This is a genomic window from Leifsonia sp. NPDC102414, assembly GCF_044765685.1.
Classification (GTDB): domain Bacteria; phylum Actinomycetota; class Actinomycetes; order Actinomycetales; family Microbacteriaceae; genus Leifsonia.
Window position 1 is genome coordinate 353,229 of sequence record NZ_JBIWKN010000004.1, and the last position, 17,863, is coordinate 371,091.

Annotated in this window: 14 protein-coding genes and 1 riboswitch; of the genes, 10 read left to right on the top strand and 4 right to left on the bottom strand. The window is 71.6% G+C overall.

Translation table 11 applies throughout. The features are described 5' to 3' along the window. Positions 1-110: 110 nt before the first annotated feature. A riboswitch (ZMP/ZTP riboswitch) is annotated at positions 111-207 on the top strand. 60 nt (positions 208-267) lie between these two features. The 4 genes from glyA (at position 268) to ACIRCZ_RS17050 (ending at position 4,574) form a co-directional block, all read left to right on the top strand. Next, entirely contained in the window at positions 268-1,593 is a 1,326-nt protein-coding gene (gene glyA / locus ACIRCZ_RS17035) for a serine hydroxymethyltransferase (RefSeq protein WP_402855043.1), read from the top strand. A 99-nt stretch (positions 1,594-1,692) separates the two neighbouring features. Continuing rightward, positions 1,693-2,574, top strand: coding sequence for a bifunctional methylenetetrahydrofolate dehydrogenase/methenyltetrahydrofolate cyclohydrolase (locus tag ACIRCZ_RS17040; RefSeq protein WP_402855045.1), 882 nt, complete (start codon positions 1,693-1,695; stop codon positions 2,572-2,574). Next, complete coding sequence (locus ACIRCZ_RS17045; RefSeq protein ID WP_157480336.1) at positions 2,571-3,047, top strand: YbaK/EbsC family protein; 477 nt, start codon at positions 2,571-2,573, stop codon at positions 3,045-3,047. Before ACIRCZ_RS17040 ends, ACIRCZ_RS17045 begins: the two co-directional genes overlap by 4 nt. A 120-nt stretch (positions 3,048-3,167) precedes the next feature. Then, the gene (locus tag ACIRCZ_RS17050) at positions 3,168-4,574 is read left to right on the top strand and encodes an MFS transporter (RefSeq protein WP_402855048.1); all 1,407 of its coding nucleotides are present in this window, start codon (positions 3,168-3,170) and stop codon (positions 4,572-4,574) included. Here the strand turns inward: ACIRCZ_RS17050 and ACIRCZ_RS17055 are convergent. Genes ACIRCZ_RS17055 through galT form a run of 4 tightly spaced genes read right to left on the bottom strand, consistent with a single transcriptional unit; the run spans position 4,559 to position 8,301 of the window. Further along, entirely contained in the window at positions 4,559-5,083 is a 525-nt protein-coding gene (locus ACIRCZ_RS17055) for a gamma carbonic anhydrase family protein (protein ID WP_402855051.1), read from the bottom strand. The genes ACIRCZ_RS17050 and ACIRCZ_RS17055 overlap by 16 nt on opposite strands. Before the next feature lie 23 nt (positions 5,084-5,106). Then, positions 5,107-5,907, bottom strand: a complete 801-nt coding sequence (locus ACIRCZ_RS17060) for an MBL fold metallo-hydrolase (protein ID WP_402855054.1) — start codon at positions 5,905-5,907, stop codon at positions 5,107-5,109. A 4-nt stretch (positions 5,908-5,911) separates the two neighbouring features. Then, positions 5,912-7,072 (bottom strand): galactokinase, encoded by a 1,161-nt coding sequence (gene galK / locus ACIRCZ_RS17065; RefSeq protein ID WP_402855057.1) that lies wholly within the window; start codon positions 7,070-7,072, stop codon positions 5,912-5,914. Beyond that, on the bottom strand, positions 7,069-8,301 hold the full coding sequence (gene galT / locus ACIRCZ_RS17070; protein ID WP_402855060.1) for a galactose-1-phosphate uridylyltransferase: 1,233 nt from the start codon (positions 8,299-8,301) through the stop codon (positions 7,069-7,071). Before galT ends, galK begins: the two co-directional genes overlap by 4 nt. An 84-nt stretch (positions 8,302-8,385) precedes the next feature. Here galT and ACIRCZ_RS17075 point away from each other — a divergent pair, with 84 nt between their 5' ends. The 6 genes from ACIRCZ_RS17075 to ACIRCZ_RS17100 are packed head-to-tail and all read left to right on the top strand — an operon-like array spanning position 8,386 to position 17,753. Further along, positions 8,386-9,171, top strand: a complete 786-nt coding sequence (locus ACIRCZ_RS17075) for a DeoR/GlpR family DNA-binding transcription regulator (RefSeq protein WP_055895018.1) — start codon at positions 8,386-8,388, stop codon at positions 9,169-9,171. A 15-nt stretch (positions 9,172-9,186) separates the two neighbouring features. Beyond that, a complete protein-coding gene (locus ACIRCZ_RS17080) occupies positions 9,187-10,101 on the top strand; it encodes an aldose 1-epimerase family protein (protein WP_402855063.1) in 915 nt (304 codons plus the stop codon). Between the two features lie 48 nt (positions 10,102-10,149). Next, positions 10,150-13,155, top strand: coding sequence for an FtsX-like permease family protein (locus ACIRCZ_RS17085; RefSeq protein WP_402855066.1), 3,006 nt, complete (start codon positions 10,150-10,152; stop codon positions 13,153-13,155). After that, positions 13,152-15,944: an FtsX-like permease family protein gene (locus tag ACIRCZ_RS17090; RefSeq protein ID WP_402855069.1), complete on the top strand. Its 2,793-nt coding sequence runs from the start codon at positions 13,152-13,154 to the stop codon at positions 15,942-15,944. Before ACIRCZ_RS17085 ends, ACIRCZ_RS17090 begins: the two co-directional genes overlap by 4 nt. Further along, complete coding sequence (locus ACIRCZ_RS17095; protein WP_402855072.1) at positions 15,941-16,981, top strand: ABC transporter ATP-binding protein; 1,041 nt, start codon at positions 15,941-15,943, stop codon at positions 16,979-16,981. The genes ACIRCZ_RS17090 and ACIRCZ_RS17095 overlap by 4 nt, the downstream gene beginning before the upstream one ends. Next, on the top strand, positions 16,968-17,753 hold the full coding sequence (locus ACIRCZ_RS17100; protein WP_402855077.1) for an ABC transporter ATP-binding protein: 786 nt from the start codon (positions 16,968-16,970) through the stop codon (positions 17,751-17,753). The genes ACIRCZ_RS17095 and ACIRCZ_RS17100 overlap by 14 nt, the downstream gene beginning before the upstream one ends. The last annotated feature ends 110 nt before the right edge of the window (positions 17,754-17,863 follow it).

Genomic DNA, 17,863 nt, shown 5'->3' on the forward strand with positions numbered 1-17,863 from the left:
GGTGTGTGTGACGGCCGACACCGCCCTCCCCGCCGGTCGGCCACCTGCGAGTATTGCAGGCGTCCTAACAAACGGCAAGGGTTCGTGGCGCGGCCGCCCTTTGCTATGCTTGCTCGCGTCGCGACTGGCGCTCAAATGGTCACCATTGGGGAGCGACGAATGCCCTGGTAGGAACGGGCGGATCGGCCGCGCGCCTGGGTCGATACGGGAAGAATCCCACCCGTCCGTGTTCATCCGCGGAAGCGTTCACCTACAAAGGAGCCGGTTTTGACTGACACACTCCCTTCGACCTTCACTGCGCCGCTGGCCGAGGTCGACCCTGAGATCGCCGAGGTGCTCCAGCTGGAGCTCGGTCGCCAGCGCGACTACCTCGAGATGATCGCGTCGGAGAACTTCGTTCCTCGCGCCGTGCTCGAGTCCGTCGGCTCGGTGCTGACCAACAAGTACGCAGAGGGCTACCCTGGCCGCCGCTACTACGGTGGATGCGAATACGTCGACATCGCAGAGCAGCTCGCGATCGACCGCGCCAAGAGCCTGTTCAAGGCGGAGTACGCCAACGTCCAGCCGCACTCCGGCGCGAGCGCCAACGCGGCCGTGCTGTCCGCCATCGCCACGCCGGGCGACACCATCCTCGGCCTGGAGCTCGCGCACGGCGGTCACCTGACCCACGGTATGAAGCTGAACTTCTCCGGCAAGCTCTACAACGCCGTCTCATACGGCGTCGACCCGGAGACCTTCCTCGTCGACATGAACGTCGTGCGCGACAAGGCGCTGGAGCACAAGCCGCAGGTCATCATCGCCGGCTGGTCCGCGTACCCGCGTCACCTCGACTTCGCCGCGTTCCGCGCCATCGCGGACGAGGTCGGTGCCAAGCTCTGGGTGGACATGGCGCACTTCGCCGGTCTCGTGGCCGCCGGCCTTCACCCGTCGCCCGTTCCGTTCGCGGACGTTGTCTCCTCGACCGTGCACAAGACCATCGGCGGCCCGCGCTCCGGCTTCATCGTCGCGCGCGACACCGAGCTGGCCAAGAAGCTCAACTCGAACGTCTTCCCCGGTCAGCAGGGCGGCCCGCTGATGCACGTGATCGCCGCCAAGGCGACCGCGTTCAAGCTCGCCGCGACCGACGAGTTCCGCGACCGCCAGGCGCGCACCATCCGTGGCGCGCAGATCCTGGCCGACCGGCTGACGGCGGAGGACTCGCGCGCCGGCGGCGTCGACGTGCTCACCGGAGGCACCGACGTGCACCTGGTGCTCGCCGACCTGCGCCACTCGCAGCTCGACGGGCAGCAGGCGGAGGACGTGCTGCACGAGGTCGGCATCACCGTCAACCGCAACGCCGTGCCGTTCGACCCCCGGCCGCCGATGGTGACCTCCGGTCTGCGCATCGGCACGCCCGCGCTCGCAACCCGCGGCTTCGGCGACGTGCAGTTCACCGAGGTGGCCGACATCATCGCCGCCGCGCTGCAGCCGGGTGCTGACACGGCCGCGCTCCGCAGCCGCGTCGACGCGCTCACCGCGGCGTTCCCGCTCTACCCCGGCCTGACTCCGTCCGGCCAGGACGCGTTCCCCGTCGAGCTCCCGTCCTCGATCTAACCGCCCGAAACAATCGAGCCGGGACTTATGTACGCGACGCGCCGGTCGTGGGCGTGCACAAGTCCCGGCTCGATTGCTGCATGACGTGAGGAGCGCGGTATGAGCGCACGGATCCTGGATGGGAAGCAGACGGCCGCCGAGATCAAGGCCGAGCTGAAGGAGCGCGTCAGCGCGCTGCGCGAGCGCGGGGTCGTGCCAGGGCTCGGCACGATCCTGGTCGGAGACGACCCTGGATCGCAGTGGTACGTCGCAGGCAAGCACCGCGACTGCGCCGAGGTGGGCATCGCATCCATTCGAAGGGACCTGCCGGGGGACGTCTCGCAGGCCGAGCTCGAGGCCGTGGTCGAAGACCTCAACGCCGACCCCGACTGCACCGGTTTCATCGTGCAGCTCCCGCTGCCGCCGCACATCGACACCGACGCGATCCTCGAACTCGTCGATCCGGCCAAGGATGCGGACGGCCTGCACCCGACCAACCTCGGCAGGCTCATGCTCAACGTCAACCGCCCGATCACCACGCCGCTGCCGTGCACGCCGCGCGGCGTGATCGACCTGATGCTGCGTCACGACATCGAGCTCGCCGGCAAGGATGTGGTGGTCGTCGGCCGCGGCGTGACGGTCGGCCGTGCCATCGGCTCGCTCCTGACCCGCCGCGAGATCAACGCGACGGTCACGCTCACCCACACCGGAACCGTCGGCCTGGATGCGCACCTCAAGCGGGCGGACGTCATCGTCGCCGCCGCCGGCGTGGCCGGGCTGATCACCGCCGACGACGTGAAGCCGGGCGCGGTCGTCCTCGACGTCGGCGTGAGCCGCATCGAGGACCAGGAGACCGGTAAGAGCCGTGTGGCGGGCGACGTGGCGCCCGACGTGGCCGAGGTCGCAGGGTGGCTGTCCCCGAACCCGGGCGGCGTCGGCCCGATGACCCGCGCGCTGCTGTTGCAGAACGTGGTCGAGGCAGCGGAGAGGGCACAGTGGTGAGCGACAGGACGCATCCGGCCGTCGAGCGAGTGGAAGCCGCGCTGATCGCGGCCGGCGTCGAGCCGCGCGTCCGCTGGTTCGAGTCGGCGACCCCGACGGCCGTGTCCGCGGCGGAGGAGCTGGGCGTGGAGGTCGGCGCGATCGCGAACTCGCTGGTGTTCACCATCGACGGCGAGCCGCTGCTGGTGATGACCTCCGGCGCGCACCGCGTCGACACCGCGTTCCTCGGCGAACGGCTCGGCGGGCGCATCCGGAGGGCGGATGCGGACACGGTGAAGGCGGCCACCGGTCAGACCATCGGCGGTGTCGCTCCCGTCGGGCATCCAGCGCCGCTGCGCACCGTGGTGGATGTGGCGCTCGCCGGGTATCCGGAGGTCTGGGCGGCCGCAGGGCACGCCCACACCGTGTTCCCGACCACGTTCGAGGAGCTGGTGCGCCTCACAGGGGGAACACCGGGCCCCGTCACGGAGTAGCCTCCTGCGCTCTTCGGCGCACACGTGTTCTCGTATCACAGATCGTATACGGTCTGGTATCTTGGCTGCGAGCCTGTCAGCTCGTACAGACAACGACGTCGATCCGAGGAGAACCTTTCCATGACAACGCCGCACAACAGCGCCCCGGACGGCGCGACCGCCTCCGGCCGGCACTTCACTCCCACAGGGAGCTTCGCCGCACAGACCGACCGGCGCCGCGTGGTCTTCGCCACCGTCGTCGGCACCACCGTCGAGTGGTACGACTTCTTCATCTACGCCTCGGCGGCCGGGCTCGTCTTCGGCCAGCTCTTCTTCGAGCCGGCCGGTCCCCAGTTCGCCACCGTGCTCTCGTTCCTCACGGTGGGCATCAGCTTCCTGTTCCGCCCGCTCGGCGCGTTCATCGCCGGCCACCTCGGCGACAAGTACGGACGCCGTCTCGTGCTCATGGTGACGCTGATCCTGATGGGCGCGGCGACCGCCCTCGTGGGGCTGCTGCCCACCTATGCGGCGATCGGAGCGGCTGCGCCGATCCTGCTCATCCTGCTGCGCATCCTTCAAGGCATCTCCGCGGGCGGCGAGTGGGGCGGCGCCGTGCTGATGGCGGTCGAACACGCTCCGACCGCGCGCCGCGGGCTATTCGGGGCGTCGCCGCAGATCGGGGTTCCGCTCGGTCTGCTGCTGGCGTCGGGGACGATGGCGCTGATGGCCGTGATCGCACCGGGCGATGCGTTCCTGGTGTGGGGCTGGCGCGTGCCGTTCCTGCTGTCGGTGGTGCTCATCGTGATCGGGTACTACATCCGCAGGCGGGTGGATGAGAGCCCGGTGTTCCAGGAGATCGCCGCACGCAAGGAGCAGACCCGCACGCCGATCGTCGCCCTGTTCAAGCGGCACGCGCTGCTGGTGGTCGTCGCGGCGCTGATCTTCGCCGGCAACAACGCGGTGGGCTATATGACCACGGGCGGCTACATCCAGAACTACGCGACCAACCCGGATGGTCCGATCGGCCTCGACCGCGGCCCCGTGCTGCTGGCGGTCACCGGGTCTGCGGTCACCTGGCTGCTGTCGACCTGGTACGCGGGCTGGCTGAGCGACCGCATCACCAGGCGCACCACGTACATCGTGGGCTGGGTGCTTCAGCTCGGTGGCGTCTTCGCCCTGTTCCCGCTCGTCAACACCGGCAACGTCTGGCTGCTGTTCCTCGGCGTCGCCCTCCTGACGATCGGCCTCGGCTTCACCTACGGACCGCAGGCGGCGTACTACGCCGAACTGTTCCCCGCATCCATTCGCTTCTCGGGCGTCTCGATCTCGTACGCGATCGGTGCGATCCTCGGCGGCGCGTTCGCGCCCACCATCGCGACGGCACTGGTGCAGGCGACCGGCTCGACGTTCGCCGTCACGCTCTACCTCGCCGGGATGACGCTGGTCGGGCTGGTCGCGACGCTCCTGCTGCGCGACCGCAGCGGCATCCCGCTCGGCCCCGACCACGAGGCGGAGCAGGCGCTGTCGCCGATCTACGGCGTGCGCTGAGCGTCGCGGTGCTCGGCGACGTGCTGGAGGTATGCCTCGGCGTTGCGGAGGATCCCGGCGCGCTCTTCGTCCGTGAGGGCGCGGCGGACCTTCCCTGGCAGACCGGCGACGAGCGAGCCTGGCGGGATGACCGCGCCCTCCAGGACCAGCGTGCCGGCGGCGAGGAGCGAGCCTGCGCCGACGACGGCTCCGTTGAGCACGGTGGCGTGCATCCCGACCAGGACGCCGTCCTCGATGGTGCAGCCGTGCAGCACGGCGTTGTGGCCGACGGAGACGTCCGTGCCGAGCGTGAGCGGGTAGCCGGAGTCGACGTGGCAGGACACGTTGTCCTGCAGATTGCTGCGCTCGCCGATCCGGATGTCCTCCGCCTCGGCACGCAGGACGGCGTTGTACCAGACGCTGGAGTCCGCGGCGAGGTGGACGCGTCCGGCGAGCACGGCGCCGTGAGCGACGAAAGCGGTCTCGTGCACCTCGGGGGAGGAGCCGTCTGCGATGGTGATGCGTGTCATGCCGCCAGCCTAGCCAGGCGGGATCAGCGTGGATCGTCGACCACGATGAAGCGGTCGCGCACGACCCTGCGCTTCGGCCTGCCGTGCTTGTCGACGACGGTGAGGGCTTCGCGCACCTCGTCCAGGATGCTCGGCGGAAGCGCGAGCGGCGCCTCGTCCGGCTGGTCGACGGTGCCAGGCGGGTAGTCGACGCCCGGCTTCTTCGACATCTCCACGTGCGCGCCGAGGACGTGCTTGATCCGCGGCTTGGCCGCATCCCGGAACCGGATGAGCCTGTCGATGGTCTGGGCGAACTGCGCACGGTCGCGCACGTACAGGTTGCCAGGGCACACCGTGTCGCCCGTGAACAGGATGCGCGTGACGGCGTCGTAGAACACCACGCCAGACGGCTCGTGACCAGGGGCGCCGATCACGTCGATCACCCGGCCGCCGAGGTCGAACGGCACGACAGCATCCGGCCAGGACGGGAACCCGAAGAACGCGATCACCTCGGCGGGGGTGGTGCCGACGACGACCGCTCCCTGGCGCGCGGCGAGCAGCGCGTCCCCGGCGATGTGGTCGCCATGGGCGTGCGTGTGCGCCACCACCAGCTCGTACGGCCGGGAGACCCGGGCGGGATGCTTGCGCAGCCAGGTCTCGATGAGGTGGTCGACCGTGCCGCGCAGCGGGAACACCCGCTCGTCACCGGTCGCGCCGGTGTCGAACAGGATGGCCCTGTCACGCCCGAAGAGAAGGAACAGGAACGGCGCCTCCCAGTGCGAGGACTTGGGCTGGCGGAGCTGGACGGTGTCCGGGTCGAGCCAGAGGACGTCGGCTGCGGTCATACCGTCAATTCTCGCGCTTCGCACCCTCCGACGCGCTGACCGTGAACAGATCCGGCTGACCGAAGCCGTGCTCGGCGAACGCGCCGTCGAGGGCGACGAGCACGCGGCTGAGCGCGTCGGACGGGACGAGCGCGATGGCCGAGCCGCCGAAGCCGCCTCCTGTCATGCGTGCGCCGATGGCGCCGTTGGCCTGCGCGGTCTCCACGGCGAGGTCGAGCTCCGGCACCGAGATCTCGAAGTCGTCGCGCATCGACCGGTGGGAGGCGTCGAGGAGCTCGCCGATCGCGGCCGGTCCGTGTTCGCGCAGCGTGCGGACGGTGTCGAGGACACGCTGGTCCTCGGTGACCACGTGGCGGACGCGACGGAAGGTCACGTCGTCGAGGAGCTCGCGGGCGCGGTCGAGGTCGGCCACACTCACATCGCGCAGCGATTCGACGCCGAGTGCTGCAGCACCCGCCTCGCAGGATGCGCGCCGCTCGGCGTACCCGCCGGTCGCGTGGGCGTGCTCCACGTTGGTGTCGATGATGAGCAGTTCGAGCCCTGCCGCCTCGAGCCCGAGCGGCACGACCTGCGCGTCGAGCGAGCGGCAGTCGAGGAAGACGACGGAGTCGCGCTCGCCGAGCAGCGAGGCCGACTGGTCCATGATGCCGGTCGGAGCGCCGACGACGACGTTCTCCGATCGCTGGCCGACCCTCGCCAGCGTCTGCCGGTCGAGTCCGAGCTGCCAGACGTCGTTGAGCGCGATGGCCACGGCGCTCTCGATCGCGGCGGACGACGAGAGGCCGGCGCCCACGGGCACGTTCGAGTCGATGAGCACGTCGAAGCCGGGGACGGCATCCAGGTCGGCGCCGAACTCTCCGAGCGCCCAGGCGACGCCGAGCGGGTACGCCGACCAGCCGGAGAGCACCTCGGGGCGGAGGTCGCCGAGGTCGATCTCGACCAGTTCGTCGGCGAACGAGCTGCCGACGCGCACGGTGCGGTCGTCGCGCAGGCCGAGGGCGGCGACGGTGCGGCGGTTGATCGCGAGCGGAAGCACGAAGCCCTCGTTGTAGTCGGTGTGCTCGCCGATCAGGTTGACGCGGCCGGGCGCTGACCAGACGCCGTCTGCTTCCCGTCCGAAGATCTCGGTGAAGCTGTCGCGGGTGTCCTGGCGGAGGTCGGTCATCGGTCGGCCTTTCGTGGTGATGCTGGCGAAACAGTGGATGCGGTCGACGCGTCGCCCGCGGAAGGGACAACGTCCGTCGCCAGGCCGGTGATTCCCTGCGGCAGCGGGCCGGTCGGGTTGTCCCTGTCGGCGCGGGCGACGGCATCCCGGAGACGTTCGGCGGCCTGCTCCGGCGGAATGTCGCCGATCCAGGCGCCCATCGCGGACTCCGATCCGGCGAGGAACTTCAGTTTATCGGCGGCCCTGCGCGGCGACGTGATCTGCAGCATCAGCCGGATCTCGTCGCGGCGGACGCCGACGGGCGCCTGGTGCCACGCCGCGATGTACGGCGTCGGGCTGTCGTAGAGCGCATCCACCCCGCGCAGCACGCGGAGGTAGAGCGTGGCGAGCTCGTCGCGCTCCGCGTCGGACGTCTCGGTGAAGTCGGCGACGTGGCGGTGCGGCAGCACGTGGATCTCGATGGGCCAGCGGGCGGCGAACGGCACGAACGCCGTCCAGTGCTCTCCGGAGAGGATGACGCGCTCGGAGTTCCGCTCGCGCTCCAGGATGTCGGCGAACAGGGTGGGACCGTACGCGTCGAGCGACCGGATGAGGGCCGTGGTGCGCGGGGTGATGTACGGGTACGAGTAGATCTGACCGTGCGGGTGGTGCAGCGTGACGCCGATCGCCTCGCCGCGGTTCTCGAACGGGAACACCTGGCGCACGCCCGGCAGGGCTGACAGGGCGGCGGTGCGGTCGGCCCAGGCCTCGATGACCGTGCGAGCGCGCGACGGGGTGAGGCTGCCGAAGGAGCCGGTGGAGTCCGGGCTGAAGCAGACGACCTCGCAGCGCCCGACCGAGGTGCGCGTGCGCCCGAGTCCGACCGAGGTGAGGTCGTCGATGCCCTCAGGCGCGTTGGCGTCTTCGAGCAGGGGACCGAAGGACGGCGACTTGTTCTCGAACACCGCGACGTCGTAGTTGCTCGGCACCTCGGAGAGGTTGGTCGGTGTGGCAGGGGCGAGCGGGTCGAGCTCTGCCGGCGGCAGGAACACCCTGTTCTGCCTGGCGGCGGCGATCGAGATCCACTCGCCGGTCAGGGGGTCCTGGCGCATGGTGGCGGTCGCTGGGCGTTCGGTCGGCTCGCGCAGGTCGGGGCCGCGCTCGGGCGAGAGCGTGGTGTCCGCGTCGTCGAAGTAGATGAGCTCCCGACCGTCCGCGAGACGGTGGACCTGTTTGCTGATTGCTGGCACGGAGCGACCCTTTCGGTTTCGAAAGCAAATCTAGCCATTCGCTTTCGTATTGACAAGTAAACGCAACAGCCGGACGATGGCAGCATGGCCGAACCGCTTCCCGCAGCCCTCCGCCGCGAACGGATGCTCGAACTCATCGGGCAGAACGGTTTCGTGCGCGTCGGCGACCTCAGCGAGGCGTTCCAGGTCTCCGACGTCACCGTCCGCAGCGACCTCGACCAGCTCGACGAGCAGCAGAGCATCCGCCGCGTCCACGGTGGCGCCGTCCTCCGCACTCCTGGGATGCGCGAGGCCAGCTTCGAGGAGGCGCTCGAGACCTCCGCGGACGAGAAGCGCCGCATCGCCTCCGCTGCGGCGGCGATGGTCGTCTCCGGCAGCAGCGTGCTCCTCGACGTGGGGACGACGACCGCCGCCATCGCACGCGCCCTCGCCGACCGCGACGACCTGGACGATGTCACCGTCATCACGAACGGCCTCACCATCGCGCTCTCGCTGGAGCGCGCCATCCCGCGCTTCCAGGTGGTCGTCACCGGAGGCACGCTGCGCCCGCTGCAGCACTCGCTGGTCGAGCCGCTGGCCTCCACACTGCTCGACCGGATGCACGCCGACCTGGCCTTCATCGGGTGCACGGGCGTGCATCCCCAGGGCGGCATCACCAACGTGAACCTGCCCGAAGCCGACCTGAAGCGGGTGATGGTCGGCGCGGCGGGTCGTGCCGTGGTGGTCGCGGACGGCTCCAAGCTCGGACGGACCCACCTCGGCCGCATCGCGGATCTCGGCGAGGTGAGCGAGCTGATCACGGGGGAGAGCGCTCCGGACGGCGAGGTGGCCGCGCTGCGGGCGGCAGGGCTCGCGGTGCTCGTCGCCTGACAATACGCTGGCCGTATGCACCCGCCGACAGGAGCCCAGTACGACATCGCCGCAGGCGACCTCACCGCGACCGTCACCCAGGTCGCGGCCGGGCTGCGTTCCCTGCGCCTCGGTGACGCAGACCTGACAGAGCCGTTCCCGGTGGATGCGACCCCGCCGTCCGGGTGCGGCATCGTGCTGGTGCCGTGGCCCAACCGCGTGAAGGATGCGGCGTGGGAGCTCGACGGGGTGACGCAGCGGCTCGCCGTGACGGAGCCGGCGCGCGGCAACGCCATCCACGGGCTGCTGCGCTACCGGCCCTACGAGCTGGTCGAGCACACGGCATCGTCGGTGACCCAGACCGCGGCGATCTTCCCCGAGCTCGGCTACCCGTTCCAGCTGGCGACCACCGTGCGGCACGAGCTCGGGGAAGGCGGCCTCACCGTCACCCACACCATCGAGAACACGGGGAGCACGACGGCGCCGGTCGCTGTCGGCGCACATCCATACCTCCGCGTCGGCGACCTGCCGACCGCAGAGGCGACGCTCACGGTCGGGGCGCGCACGCACCTCGACGTCGACGACAGGCTCAACGTGATCGGGGAGTCCGCTGTCGACGGCACGCGATTCGACCTGAGCGCCGGTCGACGGGTGGGGGAGCTGGAGCTCGACGACGGGTTCGCCGACCTGCCCGTCGCGGACGGCGAGGTGATCCACACGCTCACGGCGCCGGACGGCCGCAGCGTCGCCCTCTGGGCCGACCCGGCGTTCGCGTACCTGCAGCTCTACACGTCGCGCACGCTCGCGACGAAGGAGAAGGGCGACGTCGCGCTCGCGGTCGAGCCGATGACGGCCCCGGCGAACGCGCTCAACACCGGGCGCGGGGTGCGCTGGCTGGAACCGGGGGAGACCTGGTCGGTCAGGTGGGGCATCCGACACGACGGCTTCTGAGGCGTGAAGACGCTGATTTTTTGCGTGCGGGCGCGGTAGCTTAGTCCGGTGCGTGCATCCGGGGGGAGTGAGGGACGCATTCGTGCGTTCTGGCTGCAGCGCTCGCGCGCCCAGGCCGGGGTGCTGACCGCGACCGCCCTGACGGTGCTGGTGGTCACGCTGCTGGCGAGCACGATGGTGGGGCTGGCCGTCCGCTCGCCGACCGTGGCGGTGCGGCAGAGCATCCAGGCGGGACCTGCCGTCTCGATCGCGCAGGCGGAGCAGGGCGCACTCGCCGGCGCTGCGACAGAGCAGGATGCGACGGTGCGCTCGATCATCCGGAAGCACTTCACCGGTGCCGCCGTCACGGTCGACCGCTCGGCGTTCGTGCCGTCCGTGCCGCTGGCCGGGAACAGGTCGATGCTCGCGCTCGCCGGGGACGACAGCCTCCGTCAGCGCGCCCGATTGGATGCCGGCGCCTGGCCGGCCGGCGCGAAGCAGCTCGCCGTCGACGCCGAACTGGCGAAGACGCTTGGCGTCCGCACCGGCTCCACGATCACGACGAGCAGCGACAGCGACAGCGGCAATGGCAACGAGGCCGCCGCCGACCGCCTGACCTTCACCGTCACCGGCGTCTGGCACGCCACGACCCCGGCAGCCCCTGCGTGGCTCGGCCTCACGCCCGGCGCAGGCGGGACCGACGGCAGGGCCATCCTCACAGCGGACGGGCTCGCGGCGCTCAGCACGTCCGCGTCCGTCCAGTGGGTGGTGGCCCCGGATGCGCGGAGCAGCACCGCGTCGCAGCTCCCTCGCCTGCAGTCCGGATTCCGCACGGTCACCGACGCGCTCACCGAAAGCCCGACGGCCTCGTCGTCTCCGTTCTCGGCGCAAGGCGACGCGCTCGCCACAGTGACGGCGATGCAGCAGTCCGTCGGCGCGCTCGCCGCCGTCATCCCCGTTCCGCTGTCGGTGCTGGCCGTGTGCTCGGTGGTGGCGCTCATCCTGCTCGCGCAGCTGCTCGCCCGGTCGCGGCTGGCCGAGTCGCGGGTGCTGCGGGCGCGCGGTGCGACGGTGGGGGAGCTCGTGGCCGCCGGTTCTGTCGAGGCGGCCGTGGTCGGCGTGGCCGGTGTCGCCGTGGGGTTCCTCGCGGCGCAGGCCGTGCTGCTCGCGGTGGTCGGAGCGCCGGCAGGAGGCGTCGCCGGGGTGCTCGACCTGGCGCTCCCTCCGCTGCTGGTGCTCGCTGTCGCCGTCGCGTGCTGCGCCGTGGTGACCGCGTTCTCCGCGCGGGCGGCCAGCGGGGCGCCAGGAGCAGTCGAGGCTGGAAGGGCACGGGCCACCGCATCCGTCGGGGTCGGCGTGCTCGCGTTCGCCGCGGCCGGGCTGACGCTGTGGCGGTTCGTCGCGTTCGGCGCTCCCGTGTCGGCGGACGGGAAGGTCGACCCGATCGGCGTCATCGCTCCCGCCGCCGTGCTGTGCGCGATCGCCGTGCTCGGCCTGCTGCTGTTCGGCCCGTCCGCCGCCGCTGTTGAGGGCGTCGCATCGCGCGGCAGGGGACTGTCCGGCGTGCTGCCGGCGCGCCAGGTCGGACGGGGGCTCACCCTGTTCGCCGCACCGGTCGCGCTCGTGGTGCTGACGGTGGGGGCCGCGACATTCTCGGCGGGCTACGTCGGCACCTGGTCGGGATTCCTCCGTGACTCGTCGCGGCTCGTGACCGGTGCGGACGTGCGGGTCGACACCGGGCTCGCGGGAGTCGTCAGAGGGCCGGACGACCTGCCCGACGTGGATGCGCTGGCCGGCATCCCCTCGGTGAGCGCCGCATCCCCCGGACTCATCACGGACGCGGGGCTCGGCCAGCGCACGGTCACCCTGGTCGCTCTCGACGTCCAGCGCCTGCCGCAGCTCACGCGGGTCGGCGGCTACATGCTCGACACGGAATACGTGGCAGAGAAACTCACGCACGCCGCTCGCCTCGGCGGTCAGGAGCTCCCCTCCGGCACGAAGACGCTGACCGCAGCCACCGCAGCGACGGCCTCCGTCACCTTCTGGCTGGTGGATGCGCGGGGCGAGCTCGCCCCCTTCGTCGCGCATCCGGTCGCCGGGTCCTCCGGCCGGTTCAGTGCGGACGTTCCGGCGGGGAGGCGCTGGACCCTCGCCGCCGTGGACGCGCGACCAGCGGGGGACACATCGTCCGCACCGCGCATCCGCTCGGTCGCGGCGGGAAGCGCCACCCTCGACATCGCGTCCTGGACGGCGGCGACCGGTGTGATGACGGCGGACGGCCTCGTGCGACTGATGCCGCCGGCCGCTGGGCAGCTCCCCGTGGTCATCACGGCCAGCGCCGCCCAGCAGGACGCGCTCTCCGTCGGCGACGCCGTCGACCTCGACGCCGCGTGGGTGTCGGCGCGCGGCACGATCGCGGCGGTCGTCGCCGCCGTGCCGGGGACCAGCGACCCGACCGCCGTGCTCGTCGACCAGCGCGCGCTCAGCGACGCCGCCCTCCGGGCGCAGCCTGCACCGCCCAGGCTCGGGATGGTGTGGCTCGCCACCGACCAGCCGGACACGGTCGCTGCTGCCGCTCAGCGCGCAGCGGGAACGGACGCCGTGGTCGCCGACGCCTCAGGAGACTTCGTCTCCCGCTTCATGGCGAGCGCTGTCGTGAGCCTGTGGCTCGGGACGGCGGGATGCGCGCTGCTCGCTCTGGTGGCCATCGGCGCCACCATCGCCGCCTTGCTGCGCGGACGAAGGGCCGAAGTCGCCGTGCTGCGTGCGGTCGGGATGAGTTCGCGCCAGCAAGCGCGCAGCCGTCGGGTGGAGCTGGCGGGCATCGTCGTCGCGGCGGCGGTGTTCGGGCTGGTGGGCGGGGTCGCCGTGTTCCTGCTCGCAGGCAACACGCTCGCCAGGCTCTCCGTCGTCACCGCCCCGGCGACCCTGTCCGTGCGCGGGGCCGTCGACCTGCAATCGCTGCTCGTCGCGCTCGTGCTGCTCGCCGCCGCCGTCGGCGCTGTGCTCTGGGCGTATGGGCGCGCGGTGCGCAGGCAGGTGCTCGACACGTCGTACAGGGAGGAGACGCGATGACCAGAGCATCCCGGTCCCGCAACTCCGTCCTGGGCGGCTTCGGCCTCGCCGCGCGAGCCGCCTCCGCGTTCCGGGGCGGCCTCATCATGCTCGGCGTCGTCGTGCTCGTTGCGACGACGGCGCTCGCGGCCTGGCCCCGGTTCGCGAACACCCTCCTGACCAGCGACCTGCGCTACGGGCTCGAGCAGGCGGCTCCCGTCAACCGCGATCTGGTGACCGTGCTGCGGTCCGGGATGGGCCAGCCGGGCGCCGTCGTCGTCGACGACCCAGGCGCGTCCTGGACGGCGATGCCCGGCGCGCTCCGGCAGGTGCGAGCGACCATGACGGCGCCGCTGCGCGGGGTGACGGCGCAGGGGCAGTACTCGGCATCGTCGGAAGAGCTCCCGACCAGTTCGCCGCCCGGCGCAACGTCCGATCGGCACTACTTCGCCACCGTCGAGGCGTTCAGCGACCTGCGCGGGGTCGCGAAGCTGGACTCCGGTGCGTGGCCTGGCACGGTGACGCCATCGCCGGCATCCTCTGCTCCCGCGCCGCCGGTGACGGACCAGTACGGCTTCTTCGTGCCGCCTCCTCCTCCTCCGGTGAGCGCGCAGGTCGTCATGACGACCGAGGCGGCGGACGTGATCGGCTGGAAGGTCGGACAGAAGCGCGTCGCAGGGGTGGGCGTCAGCCTCACCCTCGTCGGCACCGTCAGCCCGCGCGACACCGCCGCCGACTTCTGGAACCTGGACACACTCAGGGCGACCGGCAGCTTCGCCGACCTCGGCGACTCCGGCAAGAAGCTCACCGGTGTCGTCTGGGTGGACGCGGCATCCTGGCCGGTCGTCGCGCGCTCCCTCACCAGCACGCTCACGGAGGGCTGGTTCCCCGTCGCGCCCGCGGCGTTCACCGTCGACACCCTGGATGCGGTCAGCGGCTCCCTCGGCCGCTTCCTCGCCACGACGCCGACGGTCGCCGTCGGCGGGGTGCCGACCGCTCTGCGCTTCTCCACCCAGCTCGACAGGTCGCTCGCCGACTTCACCACGCGGGCGCAACCGGCCGCCACCCTCTTCGCGATCCTGGCGGCGGGTCCGCTCGGCGTCGCGCTCGCCGTGCTCGTGCTCGGCGTGCGACTCGTGCTCGGGCGCCGCAGAGACGCACTGGCCCTGATGGCGGCGAGGGGCGCATCCCCTGGCCGCCTGCGCTGGGGGCTGGCGCTCGAGGGCGCCGCCGTCGCCATCCCCGCTTCTGCGCTGGGGTTCGTCGCGGCCGTGCTGCTGACCCCGGCCGGGGGCCCCGCCGGGTTGTCGCTCGCGCTCGCGGCGTGCTGCGCCGTCGCTCCTCCGCTGATCCTCGCCGTGGCGGCGGGGGCGCTCGGTCCCCGTGACGACCTCCGCGGCGAATCGTCCGCCCGGCGTCGCTGGGGCTGGGTGCTCGAAGTGCTCGCCGTCGGGCTGGCGGTCGCCGGCGTCGTCACGCTGTTCCAGCGCGGAACGGCGGCGCCGACGACGGATGCGGGCCTCAGCATCGACCCGCTGCTCGCGGTCACGCCGATCCTGATCGCCCTCGCTGCCTGCGTGCTCGTGCTCCGCCTGTACCCGCTGCCACTCGGTTGGCTGGCGACCGCGCTGCGCAGGAGGCGCGGCGCTGTTGCGGCGATCGGTGCGACGACGGCCGTCCGGTCGCGCGCCGGTGGACTGTGGCCGGTGTTCGCCCTGGTGACCGGCGTGAGCATCACGGTGTTCTCCGCCGCCGTGCTCAGCACGGAGCGCGCGGGGATCGAGGGCGGAGCGCACGCGGCGGTCGGCGCCGACCTCAGCGTCTCCACTCCTGTCGCGTTCAGCGACGACCAGCTCGCCAGGATCCGCGCTGTCCCCGGCGTCGCCCACTCCGCCATCGTGTACTCCGCGGGCGGGCAGACCGTGCGAGCGGGTACGCAGGGCGGCGACCTGAGCGCCTACCTCGTCGACCCGAAGCAGCTCGCGGCCGTCGAAGGCAACGTCCCGGAGGGTGCGCGGGTCTCCACAGCGCTGACGTCGAGCGTCCCTGGCAGGACGGCGGCGGTGGTCGGCGGCTGGAGCTCGAAGATCCCGGTCACGAGCGCCATCCTCTACGCCGACACCACCGTGCACCTGGGCGTCACCGAGTTCTCGTTCGCCCCCGGGGTGTACATCCGCGACGCCGAGTGGACGATCATCGACAAGACCGGGCTGCCGTCCGGCATCGAGCTGACCCAGCGGCCGTCGACCGTGCTCGTCGCGCTGCAGCCAGGCGCGAACGCGGCGGCCGTGCACGCCGACCTCGCGGCCATCGCGGGAGCCAGGGCGATCGTGGGGGATGCTGTCCAGCAGCAGACCGTGCTGCGGAAGGCACCACTGGTCTCCGGGCTGGAGACGGTCGCCCTGGTCTCGATCGCGCTCTCCGCCCTGATGTGCATCGGCGCACTGCTGCTCACCCTGGTGATGAACACCGCATCCCGCACCAGGCTGGTCGCCACCCTGCGCACCATCGGGTTCACCGGCAGGCAGACCGCTGGGCTGCTCGGCTGGGAGCTCGGACCGGTGCTGGCGGTCGGGCTGATCGCGGGCATCCTGGTGGGGCTCGCGTTACCCGCTGTGGTTCTCGCGCCGATCGACCTCACCGGGTTCACCGGGGGACCTGTGCGTCCCGCCGTGGTGATCGATCCCGTGCTCATCGCCGCAGCGGCTGTCGGCTTCGCGGTCGTCACGGCCGCGGCGACACTCATCGCACTCGCCGGTGCCCGGCGCCGCTCCCCGGCGACCGTGCTCAGGGCAGGAGGGGAAGAATGACCGACATGACAGCGCAGACCACGACAGCGCAGACAACGGCAGCGCAGCCGACCGAAGCGCGGCCGACCGAAGTGCGGCCGACGACAGCGACCGCGGATGCGCGCGCGGACGCGAGCATCGCCTGCTCCGACCTGGTCCGCATCTTCACCGCCGACGGCGTCGAGGTCCAGGCGCTCCAGGGTCTCAACCTGCGGGTCGGCAGCGGAGAGCTCGTCGCCATCGTCGGGGCATCCGGATCGGGCAAGTCGACCCTGCTCGGCATCCTCTCCGGGCTCGACAAGCCGACGGCGGGCAGCGCATCCGTCGCCGGGCGGGACCTGCTCACGCTCACGTCCGCCCAGCGCGTCGACTATCGCAGACGCACCGTCGGCTTCGTCTGGCAGCAGACGTCGCGCAACCTCCTGCCCTATCTGACGGCCCGCGAGAACATCGCGCTCACGATGTCGCTGGCCAAGACCCCCGGCCGCAGGCAGCGCTCGCAGGAGCTGCTCGACCTGCTGGAGGTGTCCCACTGCGCGGACAGACGGCCGACCGAGATGTCGGGCGGCGAGCAGCAGCGGGTGGCCATCGCCGTCGGTCTCGCCAACGACCCGCGCGTGCTCCTCGCCGACGAGCCGACGGGAGAACTCGACGAGGCGACCTCCGCCGAAGTGCTCGAAGCGATGCGCGGCGTCAACAGAGAGCTCGGGGTCACCACCCTCATCGTCACCCACGACCCCGCCGTTTCGGAGCATGTCGCCCGGACCGTGCAGATCCGGGATGGGCGGACCTCCACCGAGGTGCTGCGCCGCACCGGGGTCAACGCGAGCGGGGACGAGCACATGGTCGCCGAGGAGTTCGCTGTGCTCGACAGGGTGGGCAGGCTGCAGCTCCCGCCCGAATACCTCACCAGCCTCCGGATGCGCGACCGGGTGCGACTCGCGCTGGAGAGCGACCACGTCGGCGTCTGGCCGCACGACGACGACCGCGAGGCGGGCGCTGCGCAGGACCCCGGCGCCCAGCAGGTCACGGAAGGAGAGCAGGATGACGCTCGCTGACGAAGAGACGACGCCGACTGCCCCGGGCGAGACCCCCTGGCGCGCGCGAGAGCCGATCCTGCGCGCGGAGGGCGTGAGCCGGGTCTTCGAGACGGAGGCAGGCTCTGTGTCCGCGCTCGACGCGGTGTCGCTGGACGTGCATCCTGGCGAGCTGCTGGTGATCCGCGGCCGCTCCGGCTCCGGCAAGACGACCCTGCTCAACATCCTCGGCGGCCTCGACAAGCCGACGGAGGGCCGCGTTCAGCTGGACGACACCGAGCTGACCGAGGCCACGGAGGCCGAACTCGTCGAACTGCGGCGCTCCAGCATCGGCTTCGTGTTCCAGGCGTTCGGGCTGGTGCCCGTGCTCTCCGCCGCCGAGAACGTCGAGGTGCCGCTGCGCCTGCTCGGCACACCGCCCGCGGAACGGGATGCGCGCGTCGCCGAGCTCCTCGACCTGGTCGGACTCGCGGGGCACGCCAGGCAGCGCCCCACCGAGCTGTCCGGAGGCCAGCAGCAGCGCGTCGGCATCGCCAGGGCTCTCGCGGCACGCCCGCGCATCCTGTTCGCGGACGAGCCGACCGGCCAGCTCGACAGCGTCACAGGCGCCGCGATGATGGACCTGCTCGTCGACCTCGTCCACAGCAGCGGCGTGGCCGCCGTCGTCACGACGCACGACCCGCTCCTGATGGCGCGCGCCGATCGCGTCATCGAACTCCACGACGGCCGCACCCTGCCGCCGCCGCGCGCGAGGGGCCGCCACGCGGCTCCCGATCCGTCGCCCGCTCCCTGACGTCCCGCGCTCCCCGCACCGGCCGCTCCACCAGCTCGGCTTCTCCGTCCGAACGGAGTTTCGGCGTGACCGCCGAGGCTTCTCCGTCCGAACGGAGAGTGCGCGCGGCG

What these genes read in the sequence shown, in the direction of transcription:
- ACIRCZ_RS17040 (WP_402855045.1), top strand. Translation starts at nt 1,693, where the DNA reads ATGAGCGCACGGATCCTGGATGGGAAGCAGACGGCCGCCGAGATCAAG.
- ACIRCZ_RS17050 (WP_402855048.1), top strand. Translation starts at nt 3,168, where the DNA reads ATGACAACGCCGCACAACAGCGCCCCGGACGGCGCGACCGCCTCCGGC.
- ACIRCZ_RS17055 (WP_402855051.1), bottom strand. Translation starts at nt 5,083, where the DNA reads ATGACACGCATCACCATCGCAGACGGCTCCTCCCCCGAGGTGCACGAG.
- ACIRCZ_RS17060 (WP_402855054.1), bottom strand. Translation starts at nt 5,907, where the DNA reads ATGACCGCAGCCGACGTCCTCTGGCTCGACCCGGACACCGTCCAGCTC.
- galK (WP_402855057.1), bottom strand. Translation starts at nt 7,072, where the DNA reads ATGACCGACCTCCGCCAGGACACCCGCGACAGCTTCACCGAGATCTTC.
- ACIRCZ_RS17075 (WP_055895018.1), top strand. Translation starts at nt 8,386, where the DNA reads ATGGCCGAACCGCTTCCCGCAGCCCTCCGCCGCGAACGGATGCTCGAA.
- ACIRCZ_RS17080 (WP_402855063.1), top strand. Translation starts at nt 9,187, where the DNA reads ATGCACCCGCCGACAGGAGCCCAGTACGACATCGCCGCAGGCGACCTC.
- ACIRCZ_RS17090 (WP_402855069.1), top strand. Translation starts at nt 13,152, where the DNA reads ATGACCAGAGCATCCCGGTCCCGCAACTCCGTCCTGGGCGGCTTCGGC.
- ACIRCZ_RS17095 (WP_402855072.1), top strand. Translation starts at nt 15,941, where the DNA reads ATGACCGACATGACAGCGCAGACCACGACAGCGCAGACAACGGCAGCG.
- ACIRCZ_RS17100 (WP_402855077.1), top strand. Translation starts at nt 16,968, where the DNA reads ATGACGCTCGCTGACGAAGAGACGACGCCGACTGCCCCGGGCGAGACC.